This is a genomic window from Microbulbifer sp. CnH-101-G (assembly GCF_052466775.1).
The window spans coordinates 4183613-4196243 of the sequence record NZ_CP174292.1 but is presented as its reverse complement, the minus strand read 5'-3'; the positions used below and the strand labels follow the sequence as shown (position 1 = coordinate 4196243).

General features: G+C 53.5%; 8 protein-coding genes. All 8 read right to left on the bottom strand.

Translation table 11 applies throughout. The annotated features are described in order from the left end of the window. Positions 1-160: 160 nt before the first annotated feature. A complete protein-coding gene (gene hemE / locus ACJJID_RS18655) occupies positions 161-1240 on the bottom strand; it encodes a uroporphyrinogen decarboxylase (protein WP_444920755.1) in 1080 nt (359 codons plus the stop codon). 158 nt (positions 1241-1398) lie between these two features. Further along, the gene (locus ACJJID_RS18650) at positions 1399-2817 is read right to left on the bottom strand and encodes an FAD-dependent oxidoreductase (protein ID WP_444920754.1); all 1419 of its coding nucleotides are present in this window, start codon (positions 2815-2817) and stop codon (positions 1399-1401) included. Positions 2818-2837: 20 nt separating this feature from the next. Further along, positions 2838-7286 carry a glutamate synthase large subunit gene (gltB, locus tag ACJJID_RS18645; protein WP_444920753.1) on the bottom strand — a complete coding sequence of 1483 codons (4449 nt, stop codon included), beginning with the start codon at positions 7284-7286 and terminating at the stop codon, positions 2838-2840. A 344-nt stretch (positions 7287-7630) separates the two neighbouring features. Beyond that, entirely contained in the window at positions 7631-8716 is a 1086-nt protein-coding gene (gene aroB / locus ACJJID_RS18640) for a 3-dehydroquinate synthase (RefSeq protein ID WP_444920752.1), read from the bottom strand. A 78-nt stretch (positions 8717-8794) separates the two neighbouring features. After that, positions 8795-9319, bottom strand: a complete 525-nt coding sequence (gene aroK / locus ACJJID_RS18635; protein WP_444920751.1) for a shikimate kinase AroK — start codon at positions 9317-9319, stop codon at positions 8795-8797. Next, positions 9316-11484, bottom strand: a complete 2169-nt coding sequence (gene pilQ / locus ACJJID_RS18630) for a type IV pilus secretin PilQ (protein ID WP_444920750.1) — start codon at positions 11482-11484, stop codon at positions 9316-9318. Before pilQ ends, aroK begins: the two co-directional genes overlap by 4 nt. Further along, a complete protein-coding gene (locus tag ACJJID_RS18625; RefSeq protein WP_444920749.1) occupies positions 11484-12011 on the bottom strand; it encodes a pilus assembly protein PilP in 528 nt (175 codons plus the stop codon). The genes pilQ and ACJJID_RS18625 overlap by 1 nt, the downstream gene beginning before the upstream one ends. Further along, positions 12008-12628 carry a type 4a pilus biogenesis protein PilO gene (locus ACJJID_RS18620; protein WP_444920748.1) on the bottom strand — a complete coding sequence of 207 codons (621 nt, stop codon included), beginning with the start codon at positions 12626-12628 and terminating at the stop codon, positions 12008-12010. The genes ACJJID_RS18625 and ACJJID_RS18620 overlap by 4 nt, the downstream gene beginning before the upstream one ends. Positions 12629-12631: the final 3 nt, after the last annotated feature.

Below are 12631 nucleotides of genomic sequence, written 5' to 3'. Positions count from 1 at the left end.
CGACCACTGTGATAAATGCCTGGAGACCGCCCTCAACAAGGGCCCCCGCTCTATCTCTGGGACCCCTCGGGCAAGCGCACATTTATATCACGGACAGATATTGGCGAGCACCTATACAAAGTGAGACTGTATTCACAGACTCAGACACTAGATGCCACAGTTAAGCGTGATATTTTGCGGAAAGCTCTACCACTGCCTCGATCATGGCGCCGGCGTGGGCTGGGTCGACTTTCGGGGTAATACCGTGGCCAAGGTTGAAAATATGGCCACTACCCTGGCCGAAGGACTGCAGCACAGCTTCCACTTCTTGGCGGATGCGCTCCGGGCTGGCGTAGAGCACGGAGGGATCCAGATTACCCTGCAGGGCAACGCGATCCCCAACTCGGGCGCGGGCACTGCCGATATCGGTGGTCCAATCGAGCCCCAAGGCATCAGTACCGGTATCCGCCATCGCTTCCAACCACTGACCACCCCCTTTGGTAAACAGGATAGCGGGCACCCGGCGGCCATCGGCTTCTTTGATCAGACCGCTAAGAATACGCTGCATGTATTGCAGGGAGAACTCCCGGTAGGCGCTATGACTTAAGGCGCCGCCCCAGGTATCGAAAATTTGAACCGCCTGGGCACCGGCGCGAATCTGTGCATTCAGGTAGTCGGTTACCGAATCGGCGAGTACGGTCAGCAGCTGGTGCATCAGCTCGGGGCGGTTGTAGAGCATTTCCTTGCTGCGGGCAAAGTCTTTGCTGGAGCCACCCTCGATCATATAGGTGGCCAGGGTCCAGGGGCTGCCGGAAAAACCGATCAGCGGCACGCGACCATTCAGCTCGCGGCGAATGGTGGACACCGCGTTCATCACATAGTCCAGATCCCGTTCACTGTTGACTACTTCCAATGCCTCGATATCAGCGGCAGTGCGCAGTGGCTTATGGAATTTAGGGCCTTCGCCCTCAGCAAAATAGAGACCGAGGCCCATGGCATCGGGAATAGTGAGAATATCGGAGAACAAAATCGCCGCATCGAGGGGGTAGCGCTCCAGCGGCTGCAAGGTGACCTCGCACGCCAATTCGGTATTACGGCACAGATCCATAAAGCTACCAGCCTCGGCACGGCTGGCTCGGTACTCGGGTAGGTAGCGACCCGCCTGGCGCATCATCCACACTGGTGTTCGATCCACGGGCTGGCGCAGCAGGGCGCGGAGAAAGCGGTCGTTTTTCAATTCGGACGGTTTGGTATCAGACATAGGTACACCAAGCGGGCTAAAAAAACGGTCATTGTACAGGGGGCGGGGCCACTAGATACAGCGTGGCAAAAATATCATTCAGGCAAGTTGAGAGCTGGCGCTGATAGACAAAGATATAAAAATGGGAGGCACAAAGCCTCCCATCTCAGCCAGGGACATCAGATGTCCAGGTAATCGAGAATACCCTCGCCGGCCTGACGCCCTTCCCAAATGGCCGTCACTACCAGGTCGGAACCGCGCACCATATCGCCACCGGCAAAGACCTTCTCGTTAGAGGTCTGAAACTTGTACTTCTGTTCTTCCGGGGCTACGACACCGCCCCAGTCCGCCACTTCGATATTGTGCTCGGTAAACCACTCCGCCGGGCTCGGGCGGAAACCGAAGGCAACCAGCACGATATCTGCCGGGATAATCTCTTCGGAACCGGATACTACCTGTGGGCGGCGACGCCCGTTTTCATCGGGCTCACCCAGCTCGGTAGTGACCACTTTCACTCCAGAGACCTTGCCATCCCCGACAATTTCCACCGGCTGGCGGTTGAACAGGAACTGCACCCCTTCCTCTTTGGCGTTGCCCACCTCACGGCGGGAGCCCGGCATATTTTCCTCATCGCGACGATAGGCACAGGTCACGCTCTTTGCCCCCAGTCGAATAGAGCTGCGGTTACAGTCCATGGCGGTATCACCACCACCCAGCACCACTACACGCTTGCCTTCCACCGAGACAAATTCTGCGGGATCCTTCTCCCAACCCATATTGCGATTGACGTTGGCCACCAGGAACGGCAAGGCGTCGTGCACGCCGGGCAGGTCCTCACCGGGGAAGCCGCCCTTCATGTAGTTGTAGGTGCCCATCCCCAGGAAAACGGCATCATAGTCATTGAGCAACTGCTCAAAACTGATGTCCTTGCCCACCTCGGTGTTGAGGCAGAACTCCACCCCCATCTCGACAAACACCTCGCGGCGCTTTTCCATCACCGACTTTTCCAGCTTGAATTCCGGGATGCCGAAGGTGATCAGGCCGCCGATCTCCGGGTGCTTGTCGAAAACCACCGGCTGCACACCGTTGCGTATCAAGATATCGGCGCAGCCGAGTCCGGCGGGGCCTGCGCCCACAATCGCGACTTTTTTACCGGTCTTTTCCACATGGCTGAGATCCGGACGCCAACCCAGGGCGAAGGCGGTATCGGTGATGTATTTTTCTGCATTACCGATGGTCACGGCGCCGAAACCATCGTTGAGGGTACAGGCGCCTTCACACAACCGATCCTGGGGACAAACGCGCCCACAAACTTCCGGCAGGGTGTTGGTCTCGTGGCAGAGCTCCGCCGCCTCAATCACATTCCCCTCGCTGATCAATTTCAGCCAGTTGGGAATGTAGTTATGCACCGGGCACTTCCACTCGCAGTAGGGATTGCCGCAGTCCAGGCAACGGTGTGCCTGACTCGCCACCTGGTTTTCACTGGATGGCTGGTAAATCTCCACAAATTCACTGGTACGCGCGATGATATCTTTCTTCGGCGGATCTATACGGGCCACGTCGATAAACTGGAAATCGTTGTTCAGTCTGTCTTTCATACTGTCTCTCCACCCCAGCCTTATTCGCCGCGCTTGCGCACGTCAGAAAGAAGATCCGCAAGGCTCGCCGCCTTGGGTTTAACCAGCCAGAATCGGCTCAGGTAATCGTCGAAGTTATCCAGTAGCTCTTCACCCCAGGCGCTGCCGGTCTCCGCGATATAGGTTTCGATCACCTCGCGCAGATGACTCTGGTGCGGCTCGAGAATTTCACTACTGATGCGGCGCAGTTCGATCAGCTCGTGGTTACAGCGGTCGAAGAAATCGCGCTCCAGGTCCAGCACATAGGCAAAACCACCGGTCATACCGGCGCCAAAGTTGTAGCCGGTGCGCCCCAGCACCGCGACCATTCCACCGGTCATGTATTCACAGCAGTGATCACCGGCACCTTCCACCACGGCAAAAGCACCGGAATTGCGCACGGCAAAGCGCTCGCCGGCGCGGCCTGCAGCAAACAACTTGCCGCCAGTGGCGCCATACAGGCAGGTATTACCGACGATGCTGGTGTCCTGGGAGGCAAACTCACTGCCCTCAGGTGGGCGAATAACCAGCTTACCGCCGGCCATGCCTTTACCCACATAATCATTGGCATCCCCTTCGAGATACATCTCCAGGCCCCCGGCGTTCCAAACGCCGAAAGACTGCCCGGCGACCCCTTTGAGGTTCAGTTTGATCGGCGCCTCCACCATGCCCTGGTTCCCATGGCGCTTGGCGATCTCACCACTGAGGCGCGCACCCAGGGAGCGGTCGCAGTTGGTCACTTTAAAGCTGAACTCACCACCAGTCAGGTTTTCGATAGCAGGTAGGATTTCTTCCACCATGCGCTCTGCCAACTCGCCCTTATCCCAGGGCTCGTTCTTGGCCTGCTGACAGGTTTGCGGTTTGCTGTCGAGCAGCGCATCGGTATGTAACAGTGGCGACAGATCCAGCTTCTTCTGCTTGTCGGTTTCTCCCTCCAGGATTCGCAACAAATCCACGCGGCCAACCAGCTCTTCCATGGAGCGAACCCCGACACTCGCCATCCATTCTCGGGTCTCTTCGGCAACAAAACGGAAGAAGTTCATCGCCATCTCGGCGGTGCCAATATAGTGCCCATCGCGCAGATCCTTGCGTTGGGTCGCGATACCGGTGGCACAGTTGTTCAGGTGACAGATACGCAGGTATTTACAGCCGATGGCAACCATCGGAGCTGTGCCAAAGCCGAAACTCTCCGCGCCTAGGATTGCCGCCTTGACCACATCCAAACCGGTTTTGAGACCGCCATCGGTCTGCACCCGCACCTTATCGCGCAAATCATTGGCACGCAGAGTCTGGTGCGTTTCCGCCAGACCCAGCTCCCACGGTGAACCGGCATAGCGGATAGAGCTGATAGGACTTGCGGCGGTGCCACCGTCGTAGCCGGAGATGGTAATCAGGTCCGCATAGGCCTTTGCGACGCCAGCGGCAATGGTGCCAACCCCTGGACGGGACACCAGCTTCACCGACACCAGTGCATCCGGATTAACCTGTTTGAGGTCGTAGATCAGCTGGGCCAGATCCTCGATGGAGTAGATATCGTGGTGCGGTGGCGGTGAAATCAGGGTGACACCGGGCACTGAGTAGCGCAGCCGTGCAATCAGGTCATTCACCTTGCCGCCGGGCAGCTGACCACCCTCACCGGGCTTAGCGCCCTGAGCCACTTTGATCTGCAGCACTTCGGCATTGACTAAATAGTGAGGCGTCACGCCGAAACGTCCAGAGGCGATCTGTTTGATTTTGGAGACCTTGTCGGTGCCAAAGCGGGCCGGGTCTTCACCGCCCTCCCCGCTGTTGGAACGGCCACCGAGACGGTTCATCGCCTGGGCCAAGGATTCGTGCGCCTCGGGAGACAGAGCGCCCAGGGACATAGCCGCAGAGTCAAAGCGGCGCACAATCTGCTCGACCGGCTCCACTTCTTCCAATGGCACCGGCTCGAGGTTTTCTTTGAAAACCAGCATATCCCGCAGGGTTGCCACCGGGCGCTGATTAACCAGTTCGGAGTAATCGCGCCAGGCGGAGTAATCGCCAGTACTGGCCGCTCGGCGCAAGGCCGTCACCACATCCGGGTTAAAGGTATGGTATTCGGTACCGTGCACATATTTGTGCAGACCGCCGGGGGACACCGGCTTGCGCGCTTTCCAGGCGATTTCCGCGCGCGCGGCCATATCTGCCTGCAACTCGGTGAAGCCGGCGCCTTCGATACGGGTCGGTGCGCCAGGGAAACACAGGTCCACCACTTCCTTGGAAAGACCAACCAGCTCAAACAAGAGTGCGCCGCGATAAGAGGCCACCGTGGAGATGCCCATTTTTGAGAGGATCTTCAGCAGGCCCTTGATAATGCCGTTGCGGTAATTCTTCTGCGCTTCCGCCGCATCCAGAAGCAATTCACCCCGGTCAATCAGGTGATTGATAATGCTGTAGGAGAAATAGGGATGCACTGCAGTAGCTCCCACACCCACTAGGCAGGCGAGCTGGTGTGCATCCCGCGCACTGGCAGTATCCACCACTACATTGGAATCACAGCGCAGACCTGCATGCACCAGATGATGGTGTACCGCACCAGTGGCGAGGAGTGCATCTATGGGCAGATGGCCCTGGCGAATATCCCGGTCGGACAGCACCACAATCACGGTACCAGCGCGCACTGAAGCCTCAACCTTGGCACACAAACGTTCAATAGCACCGTGCAGATCCAGCTTTGCCGGATCGTAATTCAGATCGAATATCTCCGCGTCGAAGCCGGGACGATCCAGCGAAAGCAACGCGGTGTATTTCATATGGGAGAGCACCGGCGAGGAGAGGATCACGCGGTCAGCGTGCTCCGGTGTCTCTTCGAACACGGATTTCTCACGTCCCAAACAGGTTTCCAGGGACATCACCACCGTTTCCCGCAATGGGTCTATAGGCGGGTTGGTCACCTGGGCAAACTGCTGGCGAAAGTAATCGTAGAGTGAGCGGTTGTAACGAGACAGTACCGCCATCGGCGTATCATCGCCCATGGAACCCACCGCCTCCTGGCCGGCTTCCGCCATGGGGCGCACCACCTTATCGCGCTCTTCCAACGAGGAGCTGAACAGTTTCTGGTAGACCTTGAACTGCTGGTGGGAAAAGTTATTGTCGACAGGCGCGGTCACCAGGGTCGAGCGGATACGACGCGCCTTGTCCTTCAACCAGCGCTTATACGGCTGGGCGCGTTTGAGCATATTGTCGATATCGGACGTGTGATACAGCTTGCCTTCCAGTGTATCCACCGAGAGCATCTGCCCGGGCCCGAGGCGCCCTTTGGCCACCACATCTTCCGGCGCATAGTTATAAACGCCGACTTCGGAGGCCACGGTAATAATATCGTCTTTGGTAATCACCCAGCGGGACGGGCGCAGGCCGTTGCGGTCGAGGGTACACACCGCGTGGCGACCATCGGTCATCACCAGGCCCGCGGGACCATCCCAGGGCTCCATATGCATGGAGATATATTCATAGAAAGCGCGTAGGTCTGCATCCATACCCTCAACATTCTGCCAAGCCGGCGGTACTAGCATTCGCACCGCCCGGTGCAGTTCCATGCCACCCGCCAGCAGCATCTCCAGCATATTATCGAGGCTGGAGGAGTCGGAGCCCTCGCGATTCACCAGCGGTACCAGCTCGTTCAGTTCGGGAATCAGCTCGGTAACGAATTTGTTGGTCCGCGCCACCGACCAGTTGCGGTTGCCAGTGATGGTATTGATTTCACCATTGTGAGCCAGCAGGCGGAACGGCTGGGCCAGGGGCCAGCGCGGCATGGTATTGGTGGAGAAACGCTGGTGGAAAACGCAGATAGCGGTTTCCAGGCGCGGATCGGCCAGTTCGGGGAAGAATTTCGGCAAATCCGCTGGGATCATTAGTCCTTTGTAGGAGAGCACATTAGTGGAGAGACTGGCGATGTAGACATCGCCGCTCAGCTGCAGCTCGGCCTTGCGCCTGGCCACATACAGCCGCGCATTAAAACGGGCTTCACCCAGTGGCTCCTCGGCATCGTTGATTAGCAGCTGCTCGAAACGAGGCTGGCAGTCCCGGGCAATAGGGCCGAGACACTCGGGGTTGGTGGGCACTGTGCGCCAGCCAACGATGCGCATACCCTGTGCCTGCAGTGCGCTTTCAAGGGTTTGGCGCGCACTCTGCGCCTCACCCTCATCCAACGGCAACATTACAGAGCCTACGGCATAGGGCTCTGTAAGCTCCAACGCAAACAACTTTTGCGCTTCTTCGCGCAGGAATTTATCGGGTTTCTGCAGTAATAAACCACAGCCGTCACCCGTTTTGCCATCGGCAGCGATACCGCCGCGGTGGGTCATACAGGTGAGGGACTCAATGGCCGTCTGTACCAATTTATGGCTCGCCACCCCCTGTAAATGAGCGATCAGACCAAAACCACAGTTGTCCTTAAATTCATCCAACTGATACAGACTGCTACCCATAGAATTCCTCGTCACTATCGATTGGGGGACCACAGGCACTGTCGATAGCGGCCTGTCATGGGCAAAAATGGCTTAACGCTCGCGCTACGCTCTCCTGCGGTCCCTAGGTAAAAGATCCCGAGATAAAAAAAGCCCTCTAATGGGGCTTCCTTTATTGTTCTTATTGGCGGTCATCTAGCCCCGCCATTATTTCCGGGGGGCGCGCAATATTACTTGCTTGTCACTACATTTTCAATGTTTTACAGTTTTTTTAACTGTCAAACAAAAATTAGGCAGATTTATTTCCTATACGCTAAATTATAAATGACCGCGCTCCCTAAGAAGCTGTATTCGCGAAGCGCCTGTCATCTGGCACCACAGTTCCTTAGCGCATCTATAACTTTCTCTCGGGGAGTATCATCAACAACTTTTGCATCCCCCAGAGACCTCAGCAACACCAGACGCAACCTGCCATCCAATACTTTCTTGTCTAACTGCATAGCTTGGAGAAAGTCATCGGCACTCATATCGGCAGGAGACTCCTGAGGCAGCTGTGCCTTTTTCAGAAGCTTACGGACTCGCTGAACTAGTTCGCTGTCCACATTCCCCAGTAAATGCGAGAGCTCCAGCGCCATCATCATCCCGGCAGCCACCGCCTCACCATGCAACCAACGCCCATAGCCCTGCACAGCCTCTATCGCATGCCCGAAGGTATGACCAAAGTTCAATATGGCGCGCCGACCGGCCTCTCGTTCGTCACTGGCGACAACTTCCGCCTTGTCCCGACAGCATCGATCCACCGCATAAGCCAAGGTCTGAGGGTCCCGAGATAACAACCCATCGATATTGGCCTCAATCCAGTGAAAAAATGGTGCATCGCAAATCAAGCCGTATTTAATCACTTCCGCAATACCTGCGGAGAACTCCCGGTCTGGCAAAGTCGTCAGGGTATCCATATCGGCAAGTACCAATCGGGGCTGGTAAAAAGCCCCAATCATATTTTTGCCCAGAGGGTGATTAACGCCGGTCTTTCCTCCGACAGAGGAATCCACTTGGGCGAGGAGCGTGGTGGGCACCTGGATAAAATCGACACCCCGCTGATAACAGGCCGCCGCAAAACCGCACATATCTCCAACGACACCGCCACCCAGAGCAATCAGCGTAGTGGTGCGGTTGTGCCTCTGCTCCAATAGTGTGTCAAAAATTCGATTAATGGTATCTAAGGTTTTGAAGGCCTCCCCATCGGGTAGCTCGACCACATCCACCTTGTCGAAATCAGAGAGTCCCTGCAGTAAACGGGATAAATACAAGGGGGCTACAGTCTCATTCGTAACCACACAGATCTGGCGCCCGCGTATATAAGGCAACAGGTATTGAGAGTCTCCTAGTAACTTGGACCCAATCACAATGGGGTAACTGCGCTCCCCCAGCTCCACATTAAAACAGTGCACAATACTCTCCTTCCCACTAGCGCCGATAGCGAACGCGTTGAGTTAATGAGACGCACTTTAGCACAGAGTGAAAAGAGGTTATTGGGAGAGACTTGCCAGTAGGCGTTCAGCGACCAGAGCTGATGCTTGCTTGGGAGTCAGGTCATCGGTGTCGCAGATCACATCCGCTACTTCGCGATAAAGGGGGGCGCGCTCTTGCAAAATTTCTTCTATGCGCGCGCGTGGATTGGGCACTCGTAAAAGCGGCCGATTGCTGTTCTTGGAAGTGCGCTCAAGCAGCTGCTCCACCCCAGCCTGTAGGTAAACCACATGCCCAAACTTTTGTAGCAGTCTCCGGTTTTCCTCTAAAAGCACGATCCCGCCACCAGTGCCAATAACTTGACAGACGCCCTGACAGAGCTCTTCCAGTACTTCACTTTCGCGGCGACGAAAACCAGCTTCACCCTCGACATCAAATATCCAGGGAATATCCGCCCCTGTGCGCTCCTCCAGCACCTTATCAGTATCGGCAAAAGGCAGCTGTAATTGAGCTGCCAGCAATTTGCCGATCGTAGATTTGCCGGCCCCCATAGGGCCGACAAGAAAGATGGAGCGGTTAATCACTTATCAAAAAAAGTCTCGTTTTCCAAGATACGGGGTGTAATAAACATCAATATCTCACGTTTATCGTCAGTACGCACAGTTTTCTTGAATAGATTACCTAAGTATGGAATATCCCCCAACAAGGGCACCTTCGTTTCCCCCTCAATGACATTGCTCTCAAAAATCCCACCGAGAACAATAGTCTCCCCATTACGCACTAGGACTTTAGTCTGTAGAATATTTACATTAATTGACGGAATCTGGTTACTGCTACTTACACTGAAATATTCACCGACACTATTCTGCTCAATATTCAAGGCCATAATAATGTTATTGTCTGGCGTAATCTGCGGAAGCACTTGCAGCTCCAATACTGCTTCCCGAAAAGTAACAGCAGCAGCGCCAGAAGATGTTGCTTCAAGGTAAGGAATTTCTACCCCCGACTGAATGATTGCTTCTTGCTTATCACCGGTTACCACTTTGGGCTGAGAAACAATTTCCGCCATGCCCACATCTTCCATGGCCGACAATTCAAGGCCAAGGTAGAAATCATTTTTTAGAATCGCATAAGAAATATTTCCTGCACGAGTAGCCACCCCCAGGTCAACCAATAGAGGGTCAAACTCACTTTCGAGAGCACCGAGCGTGGTTTTATCTTTCAGTTGCTGGCCACCAGAAACAATCCCAATTCCATCGCTACCCGCTTCATGGTCACCAACATAATCCCACTGAACTCCTAGCTCACGTGTAAAATCACTGTTAGCAGTTACAATTCTAGCCTCAATCATCACCTGCCGAATTGGAATGTCAATTGCTTCTATGAGATCGTGAAACTGAGCAATTTTTTCTTCTGTATCGGTTAGAATGATCGTGTTTGTACGCTCATCTACTATCGCACTACCTCGCGGAGATAAAATACTTGCTTTATTACTATCTCCAGCATTACCACCTGCAAAACCTCCTTTAGAATCGCCGTCTTCACCAGAAAACAATTTGAAAAGTTCTCCGGCATCAGCATACCGAACCGGTATATATTCTGTTCGTAAGGGTGCAAGTTCTTGCAGTTGCTTTCTAGTTTCCAGCTCTTGGCGTTCTCTTTCTGCAATCTCTGCTGCAGGTGCCACCATTATCACGCTGCCCTCTTGTCTCTTATCTAAACCTTTAGCTTTCAAAATTAATGCTAAAGCCTGATCCCAGGGCACACCATCAAGACGTAAAGTGATTCTCCCCTCAACAGTATCGCTAGCCACCAGATTGAGATCAGTAAACTCCGCAATAATCTGAAGTACAGAGCGAACCTCAATATCCTGGAAGTTTAGTGAGAGCTTTTCCCCTGTGAATTGAAACTCTTTTTCCTTCTCGCGAATTTCCGCTGCTGATAGAGGTTTGACGCTCAAGACGTACTGGTTATCTGCCTGATAAGCGAGATAGTCATAATCTGTATCTGTAGGGTCAACAGAAATTACGGTATTACGACCATCGGTATCAACCGTAATTGCACTTACAGGCGTTGCAAAATCGGTTACATCAAGGCGCTGACGAAGAGATTCAGGCAGCTCAGCCCCTAAAAAGGTCAAGTAAATTTTGCCATTAGTGCGTTCAACATCAATATTTACCGCAGGGTCGGAAAGGCTGACAATAACTTTACCTTCCCCCTCTTCACCACGACGAAAATCAACACCATTAACGGCAATAGCATCTGAAGTAATGAATCGCTTATTTCCACCAAGGTTTAGACCACTATCATGAGTAGTAGCTTTGGGAGGCCCAGACGCAGTATCGACATTTTCACCAATCTCCATCACAAGCTGATTACCCTTGCGCATACTGGTGTACACGGGCAACTCGTCAAGATTAACAATTAAACGGGTTCGGCCCTCGCTGGAAACCACCACTGCGCTGCGAGCAGCACCAATTCCCAGTGAGTATTTCTTTTGTGGCAAAGCACTTTCGACACCGGCAAAGTCCATCACGATCCGAGCCGGCTGCTCAATAGTGTACCCGGTGGGCTCTGGGGGCTCTTTCTCAAAAGTCAAGCGCAGCTGAATCCGGCTACCGGGCAGCTCGGAAAACTGTATATCATTCAGTTGATTAACCTGAGCTTGTAGAGTCACAGGAACCATCAATACGGCGAGCAGCCAAAGCTGAAACGGCGCCAAACACTTAGCGAACTGCTTGTTAATCATTATCCGTTGCCCTTCTCTTCCAACGTCAGTGCCCGCGGCCTCTCAATCCAGCCACCAGTTCCATCTGGAACAATTTCCAGTACATCAAGTTGCGAGCTTGTCGCATTCACAACTCGCCCATGATTTTTCCCCAGATAATTACCTACAGTAACCCTGTGGATACCACCCTCACCATCATCTATCAGAGCCCAAAGCTGACCATCTCTCGACAGAGTTCCCACCATGGATAAAGCATCAAAGTTAATACGCTCTAATAATTCTCGCTGACGGTTCATATCTGGAGCAATATCAAGTCTACGTCCGACTAGACGCTGCTCCGATTCCAACACAGGCCTGGCAAAGGGGCTTCGCATTGCTGTTGCGCTATAGACATATGGACTATATGGAGTAAAGGTAGGTATTGGCTCTATCTGCCCCTTTGGCCTTCTTTCAACCTCTGCCATTTTCTCGTACAAGTCACTATGATCGGTATTTAAGCTACACCCAGAAATTAGCAAAAAATTCAGTGGGAAAAGGTACCTTTTCATCCCTCTTCTCCCTGATCCTTATAGCGATAGGTCTTTGCGTTAATTAACATGTTTAGCAAACCACCACCATCTCGATCGGTAGAGATAGTGAAATCATGCAATGTCACAATCCTTGGCATACCAGCAATACCACTAATAAACGATCCAAACTCGTGATATCCACCCTGAACCTGGATTTTGATAGGCAGCTCTACGTAAAACTCACCAACCAGCTCTTTTTCCAGCTCTACTTTTTCGATAGTCAGGCCGCTGCCTCGCCCATATTCATCGATATCCTCAAGTAAACCTGGAACTTCGGTATCTTTTGGCAACTGCTTTAATAAAGCACCAAAAGTTTCCTCCATTTCAACAAGCTGAACGCGATAAGCATCCAGGTTGGCAGCCTCAAATTGTTTCTTTTCAAACTGAACGAATAGTTCCTGCTCTTTATTAGTAGCAAACTCGAGCTTATCGTAAAGATCTCCAACCCATGCGTAATAGCCCGCTCCAACTAAGACAGCCACGACTAATACTAATAAGGTTAAGCGCCCTGCGAGGGGCCAAACCCCCACACGGCTAAAATCTATATCATTAACATCCAGCTCTTGAAGCTGCTTCAGCGTATCCGCCAATGCCATTTT

Excerpts from the sequence above, each read along its gene's own strand:
- hemE (WP_444920755.1), bottom strand. The coding sequence starts at position 1,240 with ATGTCTGATACCAAACCGTCCGAATTGAAAAACGACCGCTTTCTCCGC.
- ACJJID_RS18650 (WP_444920754.1), bottom strand. The coding sequence starts at position 2,817 with ATGAAAGACAGACTGAACAACGATTTCCAGTTTATCGACGTGGCCCGT.
- gltB (WP_444920753.1), bottom strand. The coding sequence starts at position 7,286 with ATGGGTAGCAGTCTGTATCAGTTGGATGAATTTAAGGACAACTGTGGT.
- pilQ (WP_444920750.1), bottom strand. The coding sequence starts at position 11,484 with ATGATTAACAAGCAGTTCGCTAAGTGTTTGGCGCCGTTTCAGCTTTGG.
- ACJJID_RS18625 (WP_444920749.1), bottom strand. The coding sequence starts at position 12,011 with ATGAAAAGGTACCTTTTCCCACTGAATTTTTTGCTAATTTCTGGGTGT.
- ACJJID_RS18620 (WP_444920748.1), bottom strand. The coding sequence starts at position 12,628 with ATGGCATTGGCGGATACGCTGAAGCAGCTTCAAGAGCTGGATGTTAAT.